The 25,283-nt window shown below is 60.9% G+C and carries 18 protein-coding genes and 1 pseudogene; 11 read left to right on the forward strand and 8 right to left on the reverse strand.

The window, feature by feature from the left end; translation table 11 throughout:
• Positions 1–23: 23 nt before the first annotated feature.
• Positions 24–1,118, reverse strand: a complete 1,095-nt coding sequence (locus QRN53_RS12105) for an aromatic ring-hydroxylating oxygenase subunit alpha (protein ID WP_285244087.1) — start codon at positions 1,116–1,118, stop codon at positions 24–26.
• Between the two features lie 154 nt (positions 1,119–1,272).
• Between QRN53_RS12105 and QRN53_RS12110 the strand changes: the two genes are divergently transcribed.
• Together QRN53_RS12110 and QRN53_RS12115 are read left to right on the forward strand one after the other, a co-directional pair.
• On the forward strand, positions 1,273–1,860 hold the full coding sequence (locus QRN53_RS12110; RefSeq protein WP_285244088.1) for a PadR family transcriptional regulator: 588 nt from the start codon (positions 1,273–1,275) through the stop codon (positions 1,858–1,860).
• Between the two features lie 565 nt (positions 1,861–2,425).
• Positions 2,426–3,385, forward strand: coding sequence for a Gfo/Idh/MocA family protein (locus tag QRN53_RS12115; protein ID WP_285244089.1), 960 nt, complete (start codon positions 2,426–2,428; stop codon positions 3,383–3,385).
• Between the two features lie 92 nt (positions 3,386–3,477).
• On the opposite strand, the gene QRN53_RS12120 is transcribed toward QRN53_RS12115, so the two are convergent.
• The 6 genes from QRN53_RS12120 to QRN53_RS12145 form a co-directional block, all read right to left on the reverse strand.
• Positions 3,478–3,801, reverse strand: a complete 324-nt coding sequence (locus tag QRN53_RS12120) for a hypothetical protein (protein ID WP_285244090.1) — start codon at positions 3,799–3,801, stop codon at positions 3,478–3,480.
• Positions 3,802–3,922: 121 nt separating this feature from the next.
• Positions 3,923–4,570, reverse strand: coding sequence for a TetR/AcrR family transcriptional regulator (locus tag QRN53_RS12125; RefSeq protein ID WP_285244091.1), 648 nt, complete (start codon positions 4,568–4,570; stop codon positions 3,923–3,925).
• Positions 4,567–7,038: a beta-glucosidase gene (locus QRN53_RS12130; RefSeq protein WP_285244092.1), complete on the reverse strand. Its 2,472-nt coding sequence runs from the start codon at positions 7,036–7,038 to the stop codon at positions 4,567–4,569. The genes QRN53_RS12125 and QRN53_RS12130 overlap by 4 nt, the downstream gene beginning before the upstream one ends.
• A complete protein-coding gene (locus tag QRN53_RS12135) occupies positions 7,035–8,171 on the reverse strand; it encodes an LLM class flavin-dependent oxidoreductase (protein WP_285244093.1) in 1,137 nt (378 codons plus the stop codon). Before QRN53_RS12135 ends, QRN53_RS12130 begins: the two co-directional genes overlap by 4 nt.
• A 70-nt stretch (positions 8,172–8,241) precedes the next feature.
• The gene (locus tag QRN53_RS12140) at positions 8,242–9,180 is read right to left on the reverse strand and encodes a LysR family transcriptional regulator (protein ID WP_285244094.1); all 939 of its coding nucleotides are present in this window, start codon (positions 9,178–9,180) and stop codon (positions 8,242–8,244) included.
• A 131-nt stretch (positions 9,181–9,311) separates the two neighbouring features.
• Positions 9,312–10,520 carry a flavin reductase family protein gene (locus QRN53_RS12145; protein WP_285244095.1) on the reverse strand — a complete coding sequence of 403 codons (1,209 nt, stop codon included), beginning with the start codon at positions 10,518–10,520 and terminating at the stop codon, positions 9,312–9,314.
• A gap of 265 nt (positions 10,521–10,785) precedes the next feature.
• Between QRN53_RS12145 and QRN53_RS12150 the strand changes: the two genes are divergently transcribed.
• From QRN53_RS12150 to QRN53_RS12190, 9 genes are all read left to right on the forward strand, one after another.
• Positions 10,786–12,324: an MDR family MFS transporter gene (locus QRN53_RS12150; protein ID WP_285244096.1), complete on the forward strand. Its 1,539-nt coding sequence runs from the start codon at positions 10,786–10,788 to the stop codon at positions 12,322–12,324.
• A 450-nt stretch (positions 12,325–12,774) separates the two neighbouring features.
• Positions 12,775–14,994, forward strand: coding sequence for a glycoside hydrolase family 3 N-terminal domain-containing protein (locus QRN53_RS12155; protein ID WP_285244097.1), 2,220 nt, complete (start codon positions 12,775–12,777; stop codon positions 14,992–14,994).
• Positions 14,995–15,043: 49 nt separating this feature from the next.
• The gene (locus QRN53_RS12160; protein ID WP_285244098.1) at positions 15,044–15,994 is read left to right on the forward strand and encodes an alpha/beta hydrolase; all 951 of its coding nucleotides are present in this window, start codon (positions 15,044–15,046) and stop codon (positions 15,992–15,994) included.
• A gap of 634 nt (positions 15,995–16,628) precedes the next feature.
• The gene (locus QRN53_RS12165) at positions 16,629–17,852 is read left to right on the forward strand and encodes an ABC transporter substrate-binding protein (RefSeq protein ID WP_285244099.1); all 1,224 of its coding nucleotides are present in this window, start codon (positions 16,629–16,631) and stop codon (positions 17,850–17,852) included.
• A 70-nt stretch (positions 17,853–17,922) separates the two neighbouring features.
• Positions 17,923–18,870, forward strand: coding sequence for a carbohydrate ABC transporter permease (locus QRN53_RS12170; protein ID WP_285244100.1), 948 nt, complete (start codon positions 17,923–17,925; stop codon positions 18,868–18,870).
• The gene (locus tag QRN53_RS12175) at positions 18,845–19,714 is read left to right on the forward strand and encodes a carbohydrate ABC transporter permease (RefSeq protein WP_285244101.1); all 870 of its coding nucleotides are present in this window, start codon (positions 18,845–18,847) and stop codon (positions 19,712–19,714) included. The genes QRN53_RS12170 and QRN53_RS12175 overlap by 26 nt, the downstream gene beginning before the upstream one ends.
• A 308-nt stretch (positions 19,715–20,022) precedes the next feature.
• Positions 20,023–21,531, forward strand: coding sequence for a sialate O-acetylesterase (locus tag QRN53_RS12180; protein WP_285244102.1), 1,509 nt, complete (start codon positions 20,023–20,025; stop codon positions 21,529–21,531).
• Positions 21,532–21,610: 79 nt separating this feature from the next.
• Positions 21,611–22,567 (forward strand): alpha/beta hydrolase, encoded by a 957-nt coding sequence (locus QRN53_RS12185; RefSeq protein ID WP_285244103.1) that lies wholly within the window; start codon positions 21,611–21,613, stop codon positions 22,565–22,567.
• Between the two features lie 152 nt (positions 22,568–22,719).
• Positions 22,720–24,273: a family 43 glycosylhydrolase gene (locus QRN53_RS12190; RefSeq protein WP_285244104.1), complete on the forward strand. Its 1,554-nt coding sequence runs from the start codon at positions 22,720–22,722 to the stop codon at positions 24,271–24,273.
• A 73-nt stretch (positions 24,274–24,346) separates the two neighbouring features.
• Here QRN53_RS12190 and pyk read toward each other — a convergent pair.
• Positions 24,347–25,154: pseudogene (gene pyk / locus QRN53_RS12195) on the reverse strand (pyruvate kinase); the annotation flags it as partial.
• Between the last annotated feature and the right edge of the window lie 129 nt (positions 25,155–25,283).

A 25,283-nucleotide genomic window follows, 5' to 3' on the forward strand; every position in this document is an offset into this window, starting at 1 on the left:
GTTCAATTCTTGCCTGCCTCGCGTTAGGCGAGGGGGACGAGACGGCCTTCGGATTCGAGCTGGCGCTCGATCAGGCGGCGAACCCACATGCCGCCTGCGTCGATGTTCAGGTTGTAGAACTCGTAGTCGGGGTTGGCATCGATGGCAGCCTGTTGGGCCGTGAGCATTGCTTCATCCTCCCCGAACACGCCATGGACGCCCTGCCGCAGCTGAGTGGTAATCAGCTGGCTGTCCAGGCGGTAGTTCCGCATGAAAGCCCAGAAGTAGTGGCAGGACTTATCGCTTTCCGGTGTGATGGCATTCATGACGAATCCGTTGACTCCCTGGCTTCTGTCGCCCTCAAAGGCTCCTGTGCCGGCTTTGGCCACTCCTACGTCGATGTTGATAACTGATGGGGATCGATAGGTGATGATTTGCCAGCGATCCACCTTCCCTTCGAAACCCGGAAATTTGTCCCGCATGTTCTTAAGCCAGAACGGCGGTGCGTCGATGTTGAACATCCAGCGTGTGACGGTGACGGTGTGGTCGTCGTGTGTAACCACGAATTCAGACTCGCTCAGCTCATCCTGTCCGATGGAAGAGGAGTGGATGAATTCCTCGTGCGTGAGGTCCATAAGGTTGTCCAGCACCAGCTGGAAGTTGCACGGTGCGTAGATCGTTTCACCGTCCCCTGCCCACTGAGGAGAATCCAGCTGGTGCATGTCGGGAACCAGGTCAGGGTCAGCCAATGTTGGGTCCCCGAGCCAGACCCAGACGTAGCGGTAGCGCTCCACCACGGGAAAGGATGGAACAGTAGCGCTTGGGTTGATGGTTTCCTGGGCCGGCATGGAGACGCAGCGTCCGGCTGAGTTGTACACGATGCCGTGGTACGGACACTGGATGCCATCCTTGCCGACCGTCTTGCCGAGGGATAGCGGTGCGAGCCTGTGCCAGCAGGCGTCGGCAAGTGCCGCGGCCTTGCCGTCCTCAGTGCGGTAAAGCGCCAGGGGGCGGCCGGCGACTTTACGCGACAGGGGGTTGCGTGTGACTTCCTTGTCCCATGCGGCGACGTACCAGACATTCAGGGGGTAACCGAGGACCTTATTCGTTGTGGAACTTTGGGCGCTGACAGCCGTCATGGTTTTCCTTAGATGTAAAAGGGCTTCAGCTGCACTACCGCAAACCGGGCAGAGGAGACAGCAAGCCGAAATAACTATCACGATAGTTAGTATTGTGGGTCACAGAATATCTATCGATATAGTTATTGGCAACAGTCGGAGTGAAAGAGGTTGTGTGAGTCTTCGGTATGCGTTGCTGGCGCTGTTGACAGTGGAACCCATGACGGGCTATGACCTGTCCAAACGCTTTGAATCTTCCGTCGCCTATGTATGGCATGCACCTGATTCGCAGATTTACCCCGAGTTGAGGCGGATGGAGAGGGACGGGCTTCTAACCGGGGAGGAAATACCTTGGGGCCCGAACAGCAGGAAGACGCAGTATCGGATAACTGCAGCAGGCATCGCAGCACTCCGCGAGTGGATGAACACCCCGCTGGAATACTCCCGGGAGCGGGATCCGGTGCATCTGAAGGCGGCGTACCTCGAGCTGGCCGACCCGAAGGCTGCGCGGGCACACATGCAGGCCCACATCGACTACCACACCCTCCGCCGGGAGCAGTGGGCGGCCATGATCAACGAACTGCGGACCGGCACCAATGTGATGCTAAGTAAGCGCCTCGCCAAGACGCCGGAGTCGGACCGGCAGCGCACTACCGCTTACAAGATCTTCACTTATGAGGGCTTGATCGCCCGCGCGCAGACGGAAATAGAGTGGGCACAGCGCGGTCTGAAACTGATCGATTCACTAGACGAAGCTCCTTGACGAGGAGCCACGCCACGGACCGCTTCTATGCCCGGAAAGTGGAATGATCCACACCTGCTTTCCCCATCCGGACGCTTCACAGAACCTGTTGGTCCTCGCATATGCTCCCGCATTGTCCCGGGCCGGCGGGCGGTAACCGGTCCCGGACAACCCTGTGCGGATGAAGAACATGGCCTGAAACTGCTGCCTGACTTCAGCGCCGCCATGTCTTCCGCGCGAGATGTACTAACAGAGAAGGTTGTGGTGACAACCCCGGCTCCGAAATCCGGGACGATCTCCGGGGGGACTGGCTTCAAGGCACGGACCGGTAGCCAAGGGCCGAGGGCATCATTCCGTCGGCCCTTTCCACACGTCCGTGTGGTGGAGGCTGGTCCGCCGGCTACCTCGCTTGCGGGGCATCCCAAATCAATGAAGAAGGGCCATTCTTATGCACCGTAGTGAAGGGTCATCCAGCGGCTGTGGCAGCAGCGGCACGGGAACACCGCCCCTGGATGCGGTCGGTGGCATAAGTCCGGCTCCCAGGCCTGGCTCATCGGGCCCGAGGCCTATTTCTTTGCAAACACGGTTGCGGTGGGGCATTGCCGGGACGGGCGGGATTTCTCAGCAGGTCGCCGCGGACCTCTCCTTGGTCAGCAACGCAACCATCGCCGCTGTCTCCAGCCGCCATGCGGAAACTGCCCAAAAATTTGCCCGGACTTTCAGCATCCCCGCTCATGGTGATGACTACCTCAGCATGCTCGACTCTGACATTGATGCTGTTTACATCGGCACGCCACAGGTAACCCATTTTGAGTATGCCCGCGAGGCCCTCTCCCGGGGCCGCCACGTCTTGTGCGAGAAACCGATGGGATTGAACGCGGTTGAGGTCAGGGAACTTGCCGGAATCGCCGCGAAGTCGGGAGTTTTTTTGATGGAGGCGATGTGGATGAAATTCAATCCCCTCTACCTCCGGCTTCAGGAAGTCATCGGTGGCGGAGCGATCGGCGAGGTCCGGGGTATTAGGGCTTCCTTCGGCGCGCCATTCCCTGAAGATGACTCAAGCCGCTGGAAGCCCGGGGGTAGCTCATTGCTGGACCAGGGCATCTACCCCGTAACCCTTAGTCACATGTTCCTTGGTACCCCGTCAACGATCACGGCAGCCGGCCTAAGGCGCGAAAACGGGATTGATGTGAGTGCAAACTTCACGCTCGACTATCGCAGTGGAACTTTCGCCCATGGCGCCAGTTCCATGGTTAACTTCCTGGACCAGTCAGCATCTCTGTCGGGAACTACGGGTTGGATCACGATGGACGCAGGGTTCTGGTTCGCATCGCAGTTCACGGTGCACCGTTTCAGTATCGAAACGGGTGAGACGACTGAGACCTTTCAGACCAAGCGGGAGGGGAACGCCTACGTACCAATGCTCCGCGAGGTGACTGCGGCAATCCTTGATGGTAAACGCGAACACGCTCTCCACAGCCTGGACGAGACTGCACGGATCTTTGACACGCTGGATGAAATTCGTCGTCAAATCAAAACTTATTAGGTGAACCAGCAATAAGCAGCAGAGACCACACTGAGAATTAACGCCCCCGGCATACGGCGCTTCACGGTAGTTTGCGCACCACCGCTCTTAGGCTACGAGTCCGCTGGTTCCCCGGAGTCTGTCTCGATGTGGGCCCGTACATGCGTGCCGTCATCACTGAGCCAGCCCTTTCCGGCGGCGTACACAAGCATGTTGGCAAAGCGATAGTTCCAGCCCATGCCGATGCGGCCGGTGCACTCACTCCTGATCCAGTCGACTGAGACGAGGACGTCCTCGTGGTCGAGCTTTCCGGCCGAAGCAGTCTGGAGGAGGGCGGGCAGGTTTGTTCGGGCTTCCTTCGCCAACAACAGCTTGAAGCTGCTGCAGTCATCCGGCTCGTCCAACGCTACTGACCCCGGACTGACCCGTACCTGCATCTCTTGATCTCCTACGAACTCGTGCCACGCTTTGCTGGTTCAACTATGCCCAGAGTCGGCACCTGCCGGAAGGCGAGTTTGTTGATAGGCGGTATCGACGGTATGGATGGCGAGTAAGAGATCAGTTGGATTGTTGCAGGGAAGCGTGGAGGTATGAGGCCACCATACCCGCCAGATTCGCTGCTATTTCTGGCCAGGGCAGGTTGCCGCTGCCTTCGACGGTGCTGCCCAAACCGAGCCGGCGGGCGACGACGCTGTAGACAACGTTGAAGCACCAGTCGATGTCCGCCTGCTCTAGATCTTCTCCTGGCCATTGTCGCAGAACCGTGGTGAAGTGATCGGCAAGTGCACCATAGGAAGCGGTACCGCGCTGGGAGAGTGTTTCGTCGTTGGATCCACGCAGCATGAAGGGCCGGAGGATGTCTGCGTAGCGGCACAGAACCTCGATGATCTGATCTATGGCCTCCCGGGCAACGGAGCGAAGGCCTGCCTCAGGATGCCGGGGCAATGACTTGAACAAATGCTCGGTGACGGCGTCGATGTCGTCCATCTTCCGCCCGTGAGCCACCCGGAGCAGTTCGTCCTTGCCTTCGAAACGTGCGTAGATGGAACCGATCGAAACTCCTGCCCGGGTGCTGACATCGGCGAGGGTAAATTCATCGCTGCCGTATTCCTGGAGCAGTGCCAGGGCCGCCTCGATCGTTTTCTCAAACGATTGACGGCTCCTGGCCTGCTTCGGCTCCCGATGCGTGGTTTCTGCTGGCGTCACAACCTGATCCTACAAAGGATGCCAGGATCAGCGGCATGGCGGGCGACGCGCAGCTCCCAATCCCCCTTGGGCACCGTCCAGGATGAGGTTGCGGTGTTCCAGCGGCGGAATCCGAATGGATCAACTGCAATCTGGACTTCCCGCTGTTGTCCGGGTTCGAGGTGCACGGCAGCGAATCCCATGAGCCGCGATTCCGGCTCTCCGTCAGCCCTGCCGTAGATTTGCACCACGTCCCGGCCTGGGGTGTCACCGCTGTTGCTCAGTATCACGTGGGCCGCGACGCCACTGACGCCCTCCTCGGGCCCACTAACCCTGGGATCCGCGGCAGCAACGGCGGCTTCGAGCACTTCGAACCGGGAGTATCCAAGTCCGTAGCCGAAGGGGTAACGAGGCGCCTGCCGGGATGCCTGGAAATGCCGGTACCCGATGGGTTCGCCTGCGGAATAGTCCAATGTCAGGTCGGCGTCCAGGCTTGTTCCCCAGCCAGGAATGTCCTCGTTCCGTTGGGGGAACGTCACAGGGAGCCTCCCCGTGGGTGCCGCGTTACCGGTGAGTACGGATGCAAGGGCCCGCCCGAATTCCTGGCCTGGGAACCAGGCCATCAGCAGGGCTTTGACTTTGTCGGCCCATGGAAGCAGTACCGCCCGTGATGCATTCACCACCACGACAGTCTCCGGATTGACGTTAGCCACTGCTTCAACCAGCCGGTCGGCCGATGGTTCAAGTGCCGCGGTCGTCCGGTCAGCGCTTTCCCTTGACGAGCTCTGCTCGTCCCCGACGATCACCACAACGGCATCAGCACGTGCAGCCAGGTCTACGGCTTTTTCCAGAGGGTCGTGCGTGCTTTCGGGAGCTGCAACAGCGGTGATGGCCTGGACCCTGCCCGGTTCGAAGGCCATTTCGACGACCACCTCGATGTCGCCGGCCGGCAGGTCAAGGACGACCTGTTGGGTTTCGGCGCGGGCTACGACGCCCATCACGTCATCAGGGGCCGGCGGTGGAACGTCCAGGACCCCTTTCCCGTCGACGCGAAGGGATGTCAAACCGGTACCGCCGGCGCCCAGCTGCCACCGCCCGGCAGCAGACAGCCGCAGCCGGGCGGTGATCCTGGCCCGGCCGGGGACGCCGGCGCCGAGGCCGGGAACAGGACCAAACCATACGAACGAGGAGGCCTGCCTGACCTCACGGTAGAGAATTTCCTCGGTTTCGGCCGAGGCGGGAGGAAGAATCTCCAAGAGAACACCTGGTGTGCCGTCTGGGGTGGTGGATCCGATTTCTGTCAGCGGCTGCGGCGATGAGCTTCTGGTTCCAGGCTCGTAGAGAACCTCAACATCTGGACCAAAGGCACTCCGGAGGGCTTCCAGTGGTGTCACCAGTTCCCCTTCCGGTCGGACGGTGGCAAACGTCCCGCCTTGGAAGCAGGGTTTGGTTGCATTCGGGCCCACGATGGCCAGTGTCCGGAGCGTTGAAGGGTTCAGGGGAAGCACCTCGTCCCTGTTCTCCAGGAGCACGAAGGATTCAGCCGCGGCCCGTGCCAGCAGGTCCCGCTGCTCGCTTGGGGTGCGGAGGCGGGCAGGGACAGGGGCATGCCAACCGGTGCGCCGTCCCGTTCGTTCGGCAAGCCGGGTAACGCGTTTCACCGCGTCGTGCAGCCGTGATTCGGGGACAGTACCTTCGGCAACAGCATCAGCGAAACGGGTGCCGAGGAACGTTGCAGGTCCCGGCATTTCCAGATCCAGCCCGGCGCGGGCGGCAGCTACGGTACTGTCCACGCCGTACCAGTCAGACACGACGACCCCGTCGTACTTCCATTCGTCCTTGAGGATGCCGATCAGTTCTCCGTGCTGGGAACAGTGCGTTCCGTTCACCCGGTTGTATGCCATCATCAGCATCCATGGATTCGCCTGGCGGACAGTGGCTTCGAAGGGGCGCAGGTATGTTTCGCGCAGCGACACGGGGTCGACTTTGGAGTTCATCCGCCGTCGTTCCGTCTCTGTGTCATTCGCGACGACGTGCTTCGTGCAGGAACCAACGCCCTGGGATTGCAGCCCGTTGACCCAGGCTGCACCGAGTACACCTGTCAGGTAGGGGTCTTCAGAAAACATCTCGAAGCCGCGCCCGGTCAGTGGTGAACGGGGCAGGTTCAGGTTTGGTCCCAAGATCGCCGATACGCCTCGTTCCAGCCCCTGTTGTCCGATCAGCTCACCAATCTCGGTTACCAGGTCGAGGTTCCAGGTGGCCCCGAGTGCGGTGCCGGAGGGCATCATGAGGGAGGTGTCCCGCTCGTCCATGGCTTTACTGACGATTCCCAGGGGACCGTCGAGCAGAACCATCTCCGCAACCCCGAGGTCCGGGCTCGCCGTGGTGCTCCAGCCATTGAGCCCTCCAGTCAGCTCCGCCCCGGAAAACTCGGTACTGCCGACTTCCTCTCCGGCCGTGGAAGCCTCCGCTGCCGGGCCCCTCGTCACAGTACTGCCGCCTTTTCGGCTTCTGCGGTTTCACCCGCGGCTGCCATCAGGGGGAGGACCCGTTCAGAAAACAACTGCATGGATTGCCGGGTGAAGCGGCGGCGCTCTTCAGTCAGTGGACCGCCCATGAAGGCCATGAGCACATTGCCGATGCCGAGGTCCGCGTATTTCTGCAATTCAGCTGCGACTGTTTCGGGGCTGCCGTAAAGGCACCACGTCCCTTTGTAGCCCTCTGTCCGCGCATCCGGTGTGGGGCGAAGATCCACACCACTGATGGCTTCGGCAGCCTTGTTAGCCGCGTACTCATGTTCGACGGTTTCCTGGTATTGCTCCAAAATGATGTCCATTTCGGCGGCTGCCTGCTCGTCTGTTTCGGCGATGTGAACGTGCTGGTAGGAGTGTGTGGTCCATTCCAAGGCCGCTGCAACTGTTTCGTCTGAATGGCCGGCGGCCTCCAGGGCGGTGCGGTAGGTGGCGAAATTCTTTTTCACCTGCTCATATGCGTTTCCGCTGTCAATCACTGGCGGGGTGAAGCCGAGGATGAAAGCCGGCTGGGCCTTCTTGGCCGCCCGCTCCACGCTGGTGGGTCGGGCGGCGACGGACATGACCCGTGGTTCGGGCCTGGTGTAGGGCGTCGGAACGATCCGTGAGACCACCGCGCCGCTGTAGTGGCCGTTGTCGAAGATGACCGGCTCGTCGCCCGGCTTTTTCGCCCACAGCCTTTCGGCGATTTCGAGGTTTTCGTTGGCGAGGCGGGAACTGTCCTGGTATTTGACGCCGAAGCCAATCATTTCTTCCGGGGTGGTGCCGCTGCCCACGCCCACGAGGAGTTTGCCGTCAGTCAGCTGGTCCAGCAGGGCCAGCCGCTCTGCAAACCGCACCGGGTGGTGCAGGGCGAGGGTCTGGACCGAGAAACCGAAGTGCATCCGCTCCAGCCTGCCGGCGAGGTATGCGGCGAACACGAAGGGATCACTGGCCGGTGGTGCATAGCCGGTGAAGTGGTGGTCGGGGAGGAAGACGGCGTCGAAGCCTTTTTGCTCGGCATCTGTGGCGTGCTCGACCATGGCTTCCATGACCGGGCGGTCTTCTTCCGGGCCGCGGGAACGGGAAGTGAGGAACAGGGAAAAATGCATGAAAACTCCTGGGATGGGTTGGTGCGGAACCGGTTCGGCCGCGTCAGCTTGTGGCAGCGTGGGTTCCGGTTCAGTTGGTGTGAAGAAGGGTTCGTTGAATATCTGGTTCGAGCTGGGCTGCCGCCTTGGCGACGAGGCGGCGGAACCACTGGTGCCCTGGATCCGCGGACTTGGACGGGTGCCACCAGGCACACTCCACGAGGGTGGGTAGGTTGATCGGCAGCTGCATGATGCGGACCCCTGCGACATCGGCGAATTTGCGGGCCAGGCGTTCCTGTACAAGGGCCAGCCTGTCCGTCCCGGCAACGGCGAAGGGGAGCATGACGAACGTGTCGACAATGACGTCTGTCCGTTCGCCGAGCTGAAGGTCATTGACCTTGCGGTCCGCCAGCGTTGAATCCGATTCGGCTCCGAAAAGCCGTACCCAGCGTGCGGCCCTCAATTCTTCGATCGTCAGATCCCGCTGTGGCGAGTCAGCTCCGCTGACGCATACCCAGTTGTCCGTGAACAGCTCGGTGTGCGGAAAGCCAGAGAAATGCCCCTTGGGGATGAGCATGAGATCCGAGGCCTGAAGCGTGTCCTTGATGCGCTCCACCGCCGGCGGGGTAACCGCATCAAAGTGAACCTGCACCGAGGGAGCTTCCTCCTGCAGCATGGACATCAGCGTCTGTGAGAGCACCGTCAGGCAGTAGTCGGAAGTGACTACGCGGAAGCTCCTCGTGGAGGAAGCCGGATCAAAAACTGCCTGCGCGTCGAAGGTGCGTTCCACCAGGCGCAGGATATCCGCCACGTCATCTTTGAGGACCTGTCCCAGCGGAGTCAGCTCGTAAACCGAACCTACCCGCGTCAATAAATCGTCGTCGAACTGTCGGCGGAGCCGCTGCAGGGAAGAACTCATGGCGGGCTGACTGATCCCGATCCGGGCTCCTGCCCTTGTCACGTTGCGCTCGGCAAGCAGGGCGTCCAATGCCACCAGCAAATTGAGATCGGCTGTCAACAAGTTGACCATGAGTCGCCTCCAGAGTCGTCGGATGCAGACTCCCGAAGGCGCCATCGACCCGAACACGAATTAGAATACTGATCCTAATTATGGGCCAGATCACAGTCGGGGTCAACATGCTGCTTGGCCGCGTCCTCTGGCTAGATGGGGGAGTGACCTCCTATTTCCTTGGTGATCGCGCGAGCGGCCGCCAACAAGCGGTCCCGGCAATCAGCAATGTGTAGTGCAGTCTCGGAACCCGAGAAGCCGTTGAGAGTCAGGGTTACTGCCACACGTCCTTCCGGGTCGAAAACGGGCGCGTGGAGCGAAGTGACTCCTGACGGGTCATCGATGGAAGGAGGGCCTGATGCGGCCATGTGCGCGAGCAGCTTGGGAAGAACCCCGCTGAGGTCCGGGGCGGCCGTATCACTGGGGACCTGCACCATCCGTTCAAACTCCGCGGCTGCCCCCACGTCCACGGAAACCGCGTAACCTGCCCGCCGGACGTTGGCAAGTTCAGCGTGGGCAAGATCCGGATCAATATCTCCGACCACTTCCCGAGCGTTGGCGATCCAGCGCGCTTCGGCCCCTTCTCCGGCCCAGGCAACATGAAGGGGAGCCAGAGGGGCGGCGAGGCCAAAGGACACGCCGACCCGGGACGGTGAACCGCCCGGAGAGCTGTCAACACCTGCCGCGGTCAGCACCACAACGGAATCATCCACCACGCCACTGACGAGGACCTCGAGCCTGAGCTCCTGAGCGAGAGACTCAATCTCCGGGCGCGCGGCGTCGGCAGCTTTTACGTGTCGGGTGAGCGCAGTGGCCGGGGAAAAAATCGACGGAATGCTGAAGGAGCCGTAGCCTCCGCGGAGAAACAGCAGTGGAAGTTCCTTCGATGAACCGACGCCCAAGGCGTTGACCCTGCCGATCACAATGTCATGATCGCCGGCGCGGATTACATCCACAATCTCGCAGTCCACCCAGGCGGCGGCTCCGTCCAGTCGAGGGCTGCCCGAAGGGGTGTCTGCCCAACTGTTGGCGGTAAAGCGGTCTGCGGCCTTTCTGGAGAACGCCCTGCAGACATCCTGCTGACCGGCAGTCAGAATGTTGGCGCAGAATGATCCGGCCGCGCGGATCTTGGGCCAACTGGTGGAACGCACATCGGGCATAAAGGACACCAGCGGGGGGTCCAGGGACACCGAACTAAAGGTTCCCACCACCATTCCTACCGGGTCATCACCACCATCGGGGGTTGCGGTGATGAGCGTGACGCCTGTGGGGTATTGGCCCAGGACGTACCGGAACCATGCCGCGTTGTCAGGACGTGTTTCCTGCGATTGATCAGTGGAAGCAGGGATGATCTGTGCCATCGGGAGCTCTCCTCTTCGTTGAGTTTTGTCCAGTAAACGGTGTTTTCGGAGCTCGATGGAAATAGTTCTGCGGTATGTGGCTCATCGGTATTTACGATGCCCCTTACGTTGACCCCGGGCGTTTCCGCAGTGGTAGCGTCATGGGGACGCTGGGGCTTTAAAGGGCCCGTCGTGCGGGGTGGACGTTCCCCCGGACGCGCACCTGGCCGGTGTCGAGCCGGTCTTCCGGCTCTGCCTAAGCGAGGTCGCGGTGCGCCGTTCAAACTTGTTCCAAACTGATATTCCCCACGTCCAGGATGCTTCCAACGGATCTGGAAAGAACGCCGCGGGTTTCCCGGCCGTCCGCATCGGCCGTACATACGCTGCGCTGCTGATTATTGTGTTGCTGGGCGCCTTGGACCATACGATCGTTGCCACGGCGCTGCCCGCGGTGGTGGGGGAGCTTGACGGAGCCAGCCACATGGCATGGATCGTCACCGCCTACACCCTGGCCATGACCATCGGCATGCCGGTCTACGGCCGGCTGGGCGACCGGTTCGGACGGGCGCCCATGATGATGGTCGCGCTGGTGGTGTTCCTCGGCGCCTCCATCCTGTGCGGTTTCGCCCAGGACATGGTCCAGCTCTCGATCTTCCGCGCTGTCCAGGGTCTTGGCGGGGCAGGGCTTGCCGTGCTGCCCGCAGCCATCATCGCCGACCTGGTGCCGCCGAGGCAAAGACCGAAGTACCTGGGACCGCTTGGTTCGGTCTTTGGCATCGCTACCGTTGTCAGTCCTTTGGTTGGCGGTGCGATCACCGACACCGTGGGCTGGCGTTGGGTGTTTTGGATCAACCTTCCCGTTGGCCTGCTGGCGCTGGCTATGGCGTTCTCGCTACGACGCCTGCGTACGGTCCGCGGCAGCGGTGGCATTGACTGGCCCGGCGCCGTGCTGATGGTCATCTTCACGTGTTCGTTGGTGGCACTTGTTTCCCTATCGACCGAAACGGGCGCGCAGTCGGAGCTGCTCCTGGTTTTCGGAGCCGTCACAGCTGTGTCCGCTGTTTTCTTTGTGGTGGTTGAAGTGCGTTCCAGGCATCCATTGATACCGATGGGAATGTTTCGGCGCTGGCCGGTAGTCAATGCTGCAGGCTTGGGCCTCGTCGTCGGTGCCGGACTCTTCAGCGTGGTGGCTTACCTGCCCAGCTACGTCCAGATGGTTTACGCGACGTCGGCCTCGGCGGCAGGGCTCATCCTGCTTCCCTTGGTGCTGGGCTTGATGGCATCGAGCAACCTCAGTGGGTTGCTTGTTACCCGCACAGGCCGGTACAAGGTATTCCCGCTCGCCGGTTCGGCCCTGGCGGGGGCTGTGGCCGTCTGCCTTCGTTTGCTGCATCCGGACACCCCTTTGGTGGTCGTGGGAGTCCTGCTGGCAGTTTTGGGTCTGGCCGTGGGCAGCTTTATGCAACTGACAGTGGTCGCTGCACAGAACGCCATGCCGCAGTCGATGGTGGGCGGAGTGACTGCATCCTTGGGCTACCTGCGCGAACTCGGGGTGACAGTGGGCACCGCTGTTTTCGGCGGTCTTTTCGCCGCGCAACTGGCCCAGGGCGCTTCTGCCAACCAGCTCAACCTCCCGGTTACAGCCATCACTGATCCTGTAACAGTCGCCGGCTTGCCGGCAGAACTGCAGGCTGGTGTTTCAGTCATTTACTCAAACGCATTCCTTCCCGTCTTCGCCCTCCTGGCCTGCATCTTCGGAGCCGGCGTTTTGTTGTCCGTCTTTATGCCCGAGCAGCGGCTGTCCGAGGCGGACCCGACAAAGTAACCGGCTGGAATTTCCCCCCTACCGGGCCCTCGGACGATGGCTGCAAGGCGCTTTTGGGCACAGGGAGACTGCGCCTTCCCAGCAGCAGGGGAAGACCGGGCCCGCAATCCAGGGCCAGCCTGTGGTGACCGCAGACCGCCAGGGAATACAGGCGGCTGCCACCCGTGCGCCGGCTCATAGCCAGCATCCATTCGAAGTCCGGATGAGGTGCATTCACTTTGCTGATCATGCAGGCACTGCCAGTGTCTTGCTGCTGCCGGTAGGTTGGATTTGCGCCGGCCGTCACTGGCGCCGGATACCTGGTAACGCGTGGCGACTCGACCTCCTTTCTTAATAGAACCGGCAGGGGAGACCAGCCATGGTGCCAAGCTGCTGTGCTGCACTTGTCCACCCTGGCACGCCCTACCGGCAGCACGAATTTTTGTGTAGGAAACAACGCAGGAGGAATGAATGGCTACGGGTTCAAAGACAGCGGAACGGGACGACGACGTCGAATCCCGCGAAGCAGTCGTCGAAAGGCTCCTCGCATCCATGACCTGGGAGCAGAAGCTCGCCCAGCTCCAGATCGGCTACCGCCCGCGGCTTGAAGAGGCCAAGGAACTGGTGCGCGCGGGCATCGGAGGTGTTTTTTGGCCCCGGAGCGCCGCCGCCGCCAACGAACTCCAACGCGCGGCCGTGGAGGAGACGCCGCATGGTATTCCGCTGCTCATCGGATTGGACGTGATCCATGGCCAACGCACCACCTTCCCGGTGCCGCTGGCGCAGGCTGCGAGCTTTGAACCCGGTATAGCCGAGACGGACGCCCGGATTTCGGCAATGGAAGCCGCCTCCGGCGGCGTCAACTGGACCTTCTCCCCGATGATCGACGTCTCGCGCGACCCCCGGTGGGGCCGCGTTGTGGAAGGATTTGGGGAGGATACCCGGCTGAACAGCGTCTTCGGGGCCGCAAAGATCCGCGGCTATCAAGGGGACTCACTTGCCGACGACAATTCCATTCTTGCCTGTGCCAAACATTTTGTGGCCTACGGCCAGGCTGAGGGTGGACGGGATTACAACACCGTGGATGTGTCCGTCCAGCGGCTCCGAAACGTATATCTGGAACCCTTCCGGGCCGCAGTAGATGCGGGCGCGGCGAGTGTTATGGCGGCCTTCAACACAGTTTCCGGGAGGCCGGCACACGTGAACGAAGACCTGTTGACGAAGATCCTGAAAGAAGAATGGGGCTTTGAAGGTGTGGTGGTCGGGGATGCCGATGGCGTCCAAAACCTCATGGCCCACGGGGTGGCAACTGATATTGCCGACGGCCTCGGCCAATCCTTCCGCGCTGGACTCGACGTCGAAATGGGCGGCAACGTTGTCGACGCTGATGGCAACACACCACTCAGTCCCGCTGAGGTTCCCCTTCAACGAGTCGACGATGCTGTGCGCAGGGTCCTACGACTTAAGCACTCACTTGGCTTGTTCAGCAATCCATATCGCGACGAGGCGTTGGAAATTTTCGCCCCGTCCGGTCAAAGCAGGGCAGCCGCCCGCCACGCTGCCGAAAAAAGCATCGTGCTGCTCAAAAACGAGGATGCGCTGCTTCCCCTGGATCCGGCACCGAAACGCGTCCTCCTCGTCGGCCCCTATGCGGCGAGCTCGGACCATCTGGGAGCATGGGTGCAGTCATTCGCCGAGCCTGCCGGAACCCTTGCAGAGGCTATCCGCGCTGAGTGCCCCGACTGGTCGGTAACGGTGATGGAGGGCAGTCCCTTCTTCCAATCGGATCCGGCCCTCCTCGACGCGGCAGTTGCAGCAGCAGCCGAGCACGATGTCGTGATCGTTGCTGCCGGTGAACCCAGCGCCCTGACGGGGGAGGCAAGCTCCCGCAGCGACCTAAGGCTCCCTGGAGGACAGGAAGCACTCATCGCCGCGATCGCCGGCACCGGCAAGCCCTTCGCTGTCATACTGTTCAACGGCCGACCCCTGGTCACCAGCGCCTGGATCGACCTGGCACCCTCTGTCTTGGAAGCCTGGCATCTCGGTCTGGAAGGGCCCGCTGCCGTAGCCAGGACTCTCACCGGAGCAGCAAACCCCGGTGGCCGCCTTCCCATGAGCTTCCCGCGGTCATCGGGTCAGGTCCCCATTTACTACGACCACGAAAATACCGGGCGCCCCGCAAGCATTTCGGCGACCCTCGATGAGGGCGACATTGATGTGGGGCTGATGGGGCCGGACAACTTGGGTGACGTCTTCACGTCGAAGTACAAAGACCTTCCGCTCGGGCCGCAGTTTTCCTTTGGCCACGGCCTGAGCTACACAACCTTCAGCTACGGCCAGCTCCAGCTGGCCACGGACGAGCTACCCCTGGAGGCTCTGCACAGCGGGAAGAAGGTATCGCTGAAAATCCAGCTGACCAACACCGGCAACCGAACCGGAGACGAAGTTACACTCCTCTTCATCCATGACCGAACTGCATCGCTGGCCCAGCCGGTACGGCGGCTGCGGGCGTTCACCCGCACCAGCCTCGACCCCGGCCAGACCAAGACCCTCGAGTTCTCCCTGGGCTGGGAAGACCTGGGATTCTGGGACAACGAAGGCTCATACCTCGTCGAGGCCGGCGAATTCGATATTTACGTCGGCGGTGGACTGGACGACACCGCCCACCACGTCCTGCGGCTAACCCAATGACAAATGGGTGCCCTTACCCCACACGCCACGACACAACTGAGGAACATCCATGCCGCTTCACCCCGACATTGAATCCAGGCTCCCGCTTCTAGCCGGAATACCATCCCTGGACGACGCCATCTCAAACCCCGAAATGCGGGCCAAACTGGAGGAGTTCGGGGCCTACCCCGATGCGTCACTGCCCCCCATGGTTCCGACCAGGGACGTGCTGCTTCCCGGACCCCACGGCACTATTCCGGTACGCATTTACTCCCACCCTGGCGAACCGGGGCAGAAGCGGCGCGCATTTGTCTGGATGCACGGCGGTGCCTTCATGTTTGGTGATTTGGACATGCATGAAGCGGACTGGACCGCCCGCGAGCTTGCCCACCGTGCATCCGCTGTAATTATCAGCGTCGACTATCGCCTGGCAGGGAACGGCATCAGTTACCCGGTTCCCCTGGACGACGTGACGGCAGCCGTACGCTGGGTCAGGGCAAATGCTGAGGATTTGGGCATTGATGCTGTCTCAATCGGCGGCGCGAGTGCAGGTGCCAACCTGGCCACCGGCGCAACCTTGCGTCTCCAAGACGAGGACGGCTGGACTCCGGAGAATCTGGTTCTGGCCTACCCCTTCATGCACCCGGATCTCCCTGCCCCTTCCGCGTCACTTACCCGTGCACTGAGGGAGATCGTTCCAGCCATGCGCCCCTCAGGGCAGATGTTCGAATCAGCCTGGGACCACTATCTGGGGGCTGTCAGGTCAAACCCGCCAGGCTATGCAACCCCAGGCGCAGCAGCGTTGGACCGGCTGGGTCCAACACTTGTGCTGAACGCAGAATACGACGATCTGCGGGCCTCCGGTGAGGCTTTCAGCGCCTCCCTCGCGGCCGCCGGTGTTGACGTCGAACAGGTCATGATCCGGGGAGTTTTCCACGGGTTCTTGAATCTGCCAAAAGCACTGGCACCGGTTGATGAGGCCTTGAACCGGATAGCATCCCGGCTCAACCCCCTCGGGTAACACCTCCCCCTTGGGCGGTGGCAGCGGGAGAAAGGCCCCGGCAGCGGGGCGCGGGACACCGAGCCGAGCCAAGGAACTACCCTCCGGGCCACCCCGTTCCCATACCGGACCCAAAGTCTGTGGGTACCCAGGAGTTCCTGAAACAACGACTTCGTCGCCGGCAGCACCATTGAGACCGAACTGTTCAGCCCGCGCCACCGGTCCCTCCGATCAGCCGTGTCAAGGCCTGTCGAGGGAGCGAATTCCGCTCAACGGGATGTTGTCCGCTTCGACGTAGGCAGCAAAGGGCGCCGTCGTAGTCCCGCGAACGCTGATGATAAGGCCCGTGGGGCTCCGGCTCCCGGCCTTCTGATCGAGGACGGCCTCACCATGAGTTCTGGCCGAGCCGTCCCATCATTTCCGTCAATGAGGACCATAAGCAAAGTCGCGTGGACGGGCCCGGCGATCTTGGGTCTACTTGGATTTACTAGAAAAGCGCTCCATCGAAACGAGCTGCTGAACCACAGAGGGCTTGCGTTTCCGCGAGGTCGCCCCTCGACAACGATGTCTTGAAAGGTTACCCATGTCATTCGTGTCCAACTCCCCGCGGGGATGGCTCGCAGTCGGAGCGACGGCCGTCGCAGCAACCATTGTCTTGTCCGGCTGTGGAAGTTCGAGCCAAACAGCTTCCCCGGAGAACGAACCCCAGACAATCAAATTTGCCTTTTCCCAGATCAACCCCACGGACACCTTCTTCCAGGATGCTGCTGCAAACTTCGAGAAAGCCAACCCGGGAACCAAAATTGAACTGGTCAAGCTGCCCACGGAGACCGCGCCGCAGACAATCACGACCCAGCTGCAAGGCGGAAGCGCGGCTGATGTCCTGAGCATATTCTCGGGACAAGGCCAAACCGGATCCATGACCGGCTTCGCGAAAGCAAACCTCCTTCTGGAGCTCAACGACCCCGAGTTCAGCACAACGCTTCCAAAAAGCATTGAGAAGCTCTTCAAATACAACGACAAAGTGTATGCAGTTCCCGTTGCCAACATGCCGGCCGGCCTGATTTTCAATCAAGCCAAGGCACAAGAAATCGGCGTGAAGCTGGATGCGACGTCCTCCTTCGATGATTTACTGAAACAGTGCACTGTCGCCCGTGATAAGGGCGTGACTCTCACGGCACTGGCGGGCACCGTCCCCGGAAACCCTGGAATCCTCACCATGGCACTCGCCTCGTCAACGGTCTACGGCCCCAACCCTGAGTGGAATGCTGACCGTATCGCGGGAAAGACAACGTTCGCGGGGGACAAAGGTTGGCAGCAAGCTGTCGGAGGCGTCAAGCAGATGTTTGATGCGGGATGCTTCCAGGAGGGTGCAGCCGGGGCAGGTTTCGATGCCTTGAACAGCGGGATGGGCCAGGGCAAGGCGCTCGGATTCTTCGCACCAGGCGCGGCCACCACGGCTATCGCCAACGCCACAAAGGGTGCCGTAAATCCTGTGATCCTTCCCATGCCGGCCCCGGGTGCATCACAGACATACCTGGGCACCACGTCCGAGCTTGCCCTGGCGGGCAACGCCAAGACCAAGAGCCCGAACCTCGTGAAAAAGTTCCTCAAGTCCCTGACGACAAAAGAAGGCGCTGAAGGCTTGGCGAAGGGTCTGGGCGCGATTCCCGTCAACCTCGGCGACTACCAGCTGCCATCAGGTTACGCGCCAATTGCCGACTTCTATAAGCAAGACACCGTCCGCCCGCTGGGGTACAACGAGTGGCCTTCCGGAAAGGTTTACGACAGCCTCGGGAAGGGCATCACGGCCATGATTACCGGACAGAAATCGCCGGACGACGTGTTGAAGGACATGGACGCAGCCTGGGGCAACTAACGGACAGGTGCCGGCCAAGATCATTTGGCCGGCACCTCCCACCTCACGCAAGAACAAGGAAGATAAGACAGTGACTATTACCAACGGAACACTAAAACCCCCTGAAACCAACGCTGACGAACCCATCGCAGCCAAGCGGACGGGTACGGCCGGGGTCGGTTTCGGCCGCTGGTGGTGGGCACTTCCAGCCGTCGCCCTGACGCTCGTCGTCACCTACCTGACGACGGCGGTGGGAGCGTTCTACGCCTTTACCGACTGGACCGGACTGGGCGATTTCAACTTTGTTGGGTTCGACAACTTCATCCACGTGTTCCGCGACCAGGCACTCCTGGGCTCCGTGCGCAATACGTTGTTGTTGGCCGCAGGTTTTGTGGTCTTCACCAACCTCCTCGGGTTATCGTTCGCCTTGGCGCTGAACCGCACGCTGAAGTGCCGCTACTTTCTGCGCGCCCTGATTTTTATGCCCGTGGTCCTAAGTTCAGTCGCTGTCTCGTTCATCTGGAAATTTATCTTCGCTTACGACGGACCGCTCAACCAATTTCTGAACTCCATGGGGTTGGGAAGTCTGAAGCAGGACTGGCTGGCCAACCCCGCCCTGGCGCTGTGGTGTATTTTGGCCGTCATGGTGTGGCGGAGCATCGGATTTGTCATGGTGATCTATTTGGCCGGTCTCGCCACGGTACCGGTGGAATTGGAAGAAGCCGCAGCCCTGGACGGAGCTGGAATATGGCAAACGTTCAGAAACATCACGCTTCCCACCATCCAGCCATCGGTAACCATCGCAACGGTACTGACCCTCATCCAAGGGCTCACCGTTTTCGACGAGGTCTTGACCTTGACCGGCGGTGGGCCAGGGGATGCGACCCAGACACTGGCGACCCAGGTGTATTCACAGACATTTATCTATGGAGGATTCGGTTTAGGCGCAGCCGCGGCACTCGTCCTGACGGTCTTTATCCTGATTCTCGCCCTCATCCAGCAATTCGTCGCGCGTGACCGTGCAGTTAGGGAAGACTAAAATGCATCGCTATACTAAATGGTCGCTCTTCAGAGAAGTCCTCGTAGTTTGTGCTGCCATTATTCTCCTGCTTCCCTTCTGGATTTTGATCAGCACCGCTCTGAAAACGACTGACCAAGTCGTTACCACGTCGGCTTTTTCCTTTCCCCCGGCCCCGACACTCGACAATTTCATCCAGCTCCTCTCACCCGCCGGCAGCCAGTCCGGCAATGTGTACCAGGGTTTGTTCAGCAGCCTGGTTATTACCACCGGCACCGTACTCCTGCTCATCGCGCTCTCTTCTGCCGCAGCATACGTCTTCGCCCGCAGCACCCGGAAGCTCTCCGACAGGATCTTCAGAATTTTCCTTATTGCGATCGTCCTGCCAACCCAGCTCGGGATCCTCCCGCTCTATATCGGAGCACGCAGCCTGGGACTCGTCGGCAGCCCCTGGGGAATGATCGTCATTTACACGGCCATGACCATGCCTTTTTCCGTGTTCCTCTACTCCGGGTTCTTCCGCCGGCTGCCAAGAGACTACGAGGAGGCTGCCACGCTGGACGGCGCCAGCCGCTTCCAGATCTTCACGCGGGTAATTTTCCCTCTCATGGGCCCTGCCACCGGCACGGTTGCCATACTGTCCGGGCTCCTTGTCTGGAATGACTTTTTCACAGCCGTCATCTTCCTCAACGGTTCCCCCTACATGACCTTGCCGGTGGTCGTCTATAACTTCGTGGGCAGCCTCGTCTCACAGTGGAACCTCAGCTTCGCAGTGGTGCTGATCGCCATGGCACCCGTGCTGGCCTTCTACGCCTTTGCGCAGAAGAAGCTGATGCAGGGATACGCCGGTGGCATCAAGAGCTGACGCACTTGGAATCCCCGTAACGCCCAATCTGATGGATGGAAACACCCCCTGGCAACCGGCTGACGACTGGACCCGGCTTGAGGGCTTGGTCGTCGACATTTACGACAGGGACAAGCTCTTCGCCCGGGGAACTGTTGACGCCACGACCACCGACGGTGACGTTCTTTGGTTACGACAGGACGGGGTCCAGCTTCGACAGTGCGTGGAGAAGACAGATGGCCGACATGTTCGAATAAGTTCCACCCCGCCCTCCTACGGAGACGGCGGCCCTCAGGGGTTCCGATCCCCAGAAAGTCAAATGTAGCCCTATGCAGGCAGCACAAATTTTTCAAGACCACATGGTATTGCAACGCCGTCGTCCGCTCCTCATCTGGGGGACCGGCCAGCCCAGTGCCAACGTAGTCGCTACCCTTGGCGCTCTCACCTCCGGCAGCACCAAAACGGACCGGGACGGTAATTGGGTGCTCCGGCTGGACGGCCAAGAGGCAGCCCGAGGCCTGACCCTTACCCTGTCCGACGGCATGGAGAGCCTAGAGATCCATGACGTCGCGATCGGCGAGGTATGGGTCGCAGGAGGACAGTCGAACATGGAATTCAATCTTGAGTTCGACGCGGACCGCGAACAGGTGTTTACGGGCCCAATGAACCCGGACATCCGATTCTTCGACGTTCCCAAACTCTCCTATGCGGGACAGGAAAACGAGCACGACTACAAACTTTTCGGTAAGTGGCGGACCTGCACACCGGAGGACCTTCGCTACTTTTCTGCCGTGGGCTACTACTTCGCAGAACAACTGCAGAAAGCACTCCAGGTACCCGTTGGCATCGTGGGCTGCAATTGGGGTGGTACACCCGCCTGCACGTGGACAGATCCGGAGAAACTTGCGGAAGGCCCCGGATCAGCATGGATAGAGGACTATGAACGCGGCCTCACGCAGTTTGATCCAGACGAGGAGGCCGAGCTTTTCCGGGCCCACAAGATGAGCGACAGGACCGACCCCTTCGCGGACGCCGTGTTGTACCGCGTTATGCGCGATGGGATGAGCGAAGAAGAAGAGCGGGAGCTGATTCCCGTCTTCATTGCCAAGCAGATGCCCACGATGGGTACGCTGCACCCCAACCGGCCAGGCGGGCTGTTCGGAACGATGGTGAGCCGGATCGCCCCCTACCCCGTCCAAGGGGTGATCTGGTATCAAGGCGAGTCCGACAAACCCCACCCCGACCTCTATTCAGCCGTCTTGGCGAGCACGATCGATAGCTGGCGGGAGGCGTGGGAAACACCGGATCTTCCCTTTCTGATAACCCAGCTCGCACCCTTCGGCGGCTCGCCCTACGGTGACGCCAACCACGTGCCCGTTATCCGTGAGCAGCAAGCAAAAGTCGCGGACACAATAGATCAGGTCTGGATGGCCAGCACGTCGGACGCCGGTGCCGAACGCGACATCCACCCCAAAAATAAGAAACCGGTAGGGACCCGCCTCGCCTTGCTCGCACAGCGCCATGTCTATGGACAAACAGTCACTGCTGACGCTCCCGCCCTCGACAGTGCCAAACGAACCGACACCGGCGTAGAAATCACGTTCCATAATGTAGAAGAACTCACCTGGGGCGGGAATCCCCTCCCATTGGAGATTCGATCACCTCAGGGGGAAAACATACCGGTCCACGAAGTGGCAGTATCCTCCAACCGGCTGCTACTCACCGCCCCCGTACCTCCCGGGTCAGAACTGAGCTTTGCATGGACTAGCTACTATCAGGTCGACCTCTGCAACGAAGCCGGCATCCCGGCGTTGCCATTCAAGACGCAACTGCCGTGATCCGGTTCGGGCGGAACCAGTGCCGCTGCGGGACATACGAAATTCTGCGGCCTTAAGCCCGCTGACGAAAGGAAATTGAGTGCCTTTTCACCCGGAGATCGCCTCCCGTCTCCCGCTGCTGAACGGGATCCCCTCAATAGCGCAGGCCTTGGAAGACCCCGAATTGCTCGCCCGTTTGCATGCGTTCGATGCATATCCTGATGCCACGCAGCCGCCCCAGGTGGCTACTGATGAGGTAAGCATTCCGGGGCCGCATGGCCCGGTCCCGGTCCGGATCTACTGGCCTGACGATGAGCCATCGGCGCGTCGCACAGGGTTTGTGTGGGTCCACGGGGGCGCTTTCAAGTTCGGCGACCTCGACATGAACGAAGCGGACTGGACGGCCAGGGAATTAGCCGCCCGTGCAGGAGCAGTGGTGGTGAGCGTGGACTACAGGCTCGCCGTTGACGGGATCACTTACCCCATCCCCCTGGACGATGTGGTCGCGGCTGTTCACTGGGTCCGAAACAATCTGGAGTATCTGGGCATTCGTTCCGTCTCTCTGGGAGGCGCCAGCGCCGGCGGCCACCTGGCCGCATCCGCGGCATTGCGCCTCCGGGACGAAGATGACTGGCTGCCCGAGCACCTAATACTGGTATATCCAAACGTGCACTTTGACCTCCCGGCCCCGTCGAAATCGCTCCAGGCTGCACGCGCGGAGTTGCCGCCTTGCCTGAAAATACCTCCGGAATTTCACCGCTCCACGAGGGAGAACTATTTGGGTGATACGGGCCCGCAAGATTCCCCGTACGCCATGCCCGGGGGTGCCGACCTAACAGGGTTGGGGCCAACACTGGTACTCAATGCAGAATACGACGACTTACGTGCGTCCGGTGAGGCGTTCAGCGCCTCGCTTGCCGCCGCCGGCGTCGACATCAAGCAGATCATGGTGCGCGGAGTCCTCCATGGCTTCCTGAACCTCTCCAAAGATTTTGCGCCTGTAAACGAAGCCCTGACGCTTATGGCGCGGCGACTCCGATCAGATAACCGCTGTTGATGTGACTCGCCGCCTACCAGAGGACGCTGCCCGGGGGAGGTGTCATGGCAGCCAGAGGAATGGTGTCGGCGGCAGAACCTGTCGCAACCGACCTTGGACGAGACGAGACTGCACTTTTCAAGAAAATATTTGGCAAAAGGAAAGGCCACCGTATGAGCACCGAATTAAAAGCCACGAGCACCGTCAGGTCGGCAAGGGGGATTGAGGGCCAGCGCAAAGCCGATCTTGGCAACGGGACATTTATCAACCCTGTCTTCGCCGGAGACCATCCAGACCCGGCAATTCTGCGAGACGGAAACGACTACTACCTGACGTTCTCCTCCTTCGAATCGACACCCGGCCTCATCATCTGGCACTCGCGGGACCTGCTCAACTGGAAACCGCTGGGCCCCGCCCTGCCGGAACCCATCGGAAACGTCTTTGCAGTTGACATGTGCAAAGTCGACGGCCGGTACTTTATCTACGTCCCGATCATTCCGACAGCCGTTTCCCCGGATCCATCAGCACCACCGCAGATCTACGTCATCCATGCCGAAAGCATGCAGGGCCCATGGAGTGAACCAATCAACCTTGGGATAGCCGGGCATATTGATCCCGGACATGTCGTGGGCGAGGACGGGCACCGCTACCTATTCCTCAGTGGCGTCAGCCGTGTACGGTTGAGCGCCGACGGTCTCGCCACGGACGGTCCAGTGGAGCATGTGTACGACGGCTGGCGTTACCCCGATGACTGGGTTACGGAAGCCTATGCCCTCGAGGGACCCAAACTCACCCGCCGAGCAGATTGGTTCTACCTCACGACGGCAGTCGGCGGCACTGCGGGTCCTCCAACAGGGCACATGGTCACCGTCGCCCGCTCACGATCAGTCCACGGACCGTGGGAGGATTGCCCGGCCAACCCGATCATCCGCACCTGGGACGCCAGCGAGCCATGGTGGAGCAAGGGCCACGCCACCTTGTTTGAAGGGCCAAACGGACAGTGGTGGAGCATCTACCACGGATACGAAAACGGCTTCACGACCCTGGGCCGGCAGACGCTCCTGGAGCCCATCGAATGGGACGACGACGGCTGGCCCCGGGCAGCCGGAAGCGACCTCTCAAGGCCCTTGCCTGCGCCTACTGAACCATCAGGGGAGCGGTCCCACGGAATCCCTCTATCCGACGACTTCACGGAGGAGCGCTTCGGTATCCAGTGGTCCTTCCACGCACCATCAAAGGACGAGTATCTCCGTGCCTCGCTGGACGATGGGCTCGTTCTCCAGGCCCGCGGAACCAGCCCATCGGACAGCTCACCCCTGACCTGCATCGTCGGCGACCGGCGCTATGAAATCAGCGTCGAGATGGAACTACTAGGCGGCGCACAGGCCGGCTTACTGCTCTACTACAGCGACCGCCTGTTCTGCGGCATGGGCCACGACGGTGACCGCATGACAAGCTACCGGGCAGGCCGGCCAGTTCCCTATTGGCAGGAACCCGCACCATCCACGAATGTCGTTCATCTCCGTATCGTGAACGACGAACACATCGTGACCCAGTACTACAGCACCGACGGAACCACATGGACCAGACACGGCCTCCGTTACGACGTGACCGGATTCAACACGAACACAGCCGACGAGCTCCTCAGCCTTCGACCAGCCCTGTACGTGGCTGGCACAGGGCACGCGCGCTTCCGCAACTTCCAATACCGCTCTCTAGATGACTGACGTTCTCCTCGGAGGTGAACCCAAGCCCGACTGCCCCCGGCACTCCTGGGTAATGGCAGAACGTGTGCGCGCTCGGCTTGGCCCAGCGGCGTGCCAGCTCAATGGCGCGCTTCTGCACGATCGGCACTTCCTCCAGCGGAAGCTCCACACCGAGGTCGCCACGGGCCACCATGATGGCATCGAACGCGTCGATGATCTCGGGCAGCTGCTCGACAGCCTGCGGCTTTTCGATCTTGGCGATGACCGGCACGCGGCGGCCTTCCTCGTCCATGATCTCGTGCACGCGCTTGATGTCGGACGCGTCGCGGACGAAGGAGAGGGCCACCAGGTCCACGCCGCGGCGCATCGCCCAGCGGAGGTCGTCCTCATCCTTTTCGCTCAGGGCGGGAACGTTGATGGCGACGCCGGGAAGGTTGATGCCCTTGTTGTTGGACACCATGCCGCCGACGGTCACCTCGGTAACCACCTTGACGTTGTCAACCTCAATGGCGCGCAGTGCCACCTTGCCGTCGTCGATCAGCAGCGCGTCCCCTACCTTGACGTCCTCGGTGAGGCTCTTCAGGGTGGTGGAGCAGATTTCCTGGGTGCCGGGAACGTCCTCGGTGGTGATGGTGAAGATGTCGCCCACGGCCAAGGCGTGCGGACCGTCAACGAACCGGCCCAGGCGGATCTTGGACCCTGCAGGTCAGCCATGATGGCCACAGCCCTGGTCAGCTCGGCTGCTGCCTTCCGAACGTTCTCGTAGGTGTCGTCGTGCACGGTGTAGTCGCCTGGCTCATGTTCATGCGGGCGACGTCTACACCGGCTTCCAGCACAGCCAGGGTGTTTTCATAGCTGGAAATTGCCGGGCCAAACGTAGCCACAATTTTTGCGCGTCTCATATACCTACCCTTGTATTCTTTGCATGGATTACGGGGCACAGAAACACCCGCCGGCGTTAGCGGGGCGGGTGTTCCTGTTTCCGCAGTATGTGGAGTTCAGCTACAGAAGACTTGTTCCGATTTCTCTGC

This window comes from Pseudarthrobacter sp. fls2-241-R2A-127, from assembly GCF_030209355.1.
Lineage (GTDB): Bacteria > Actinomycetota > Actinomycetes > Actinomycetales > Micrococcaceae > Arthrobacter.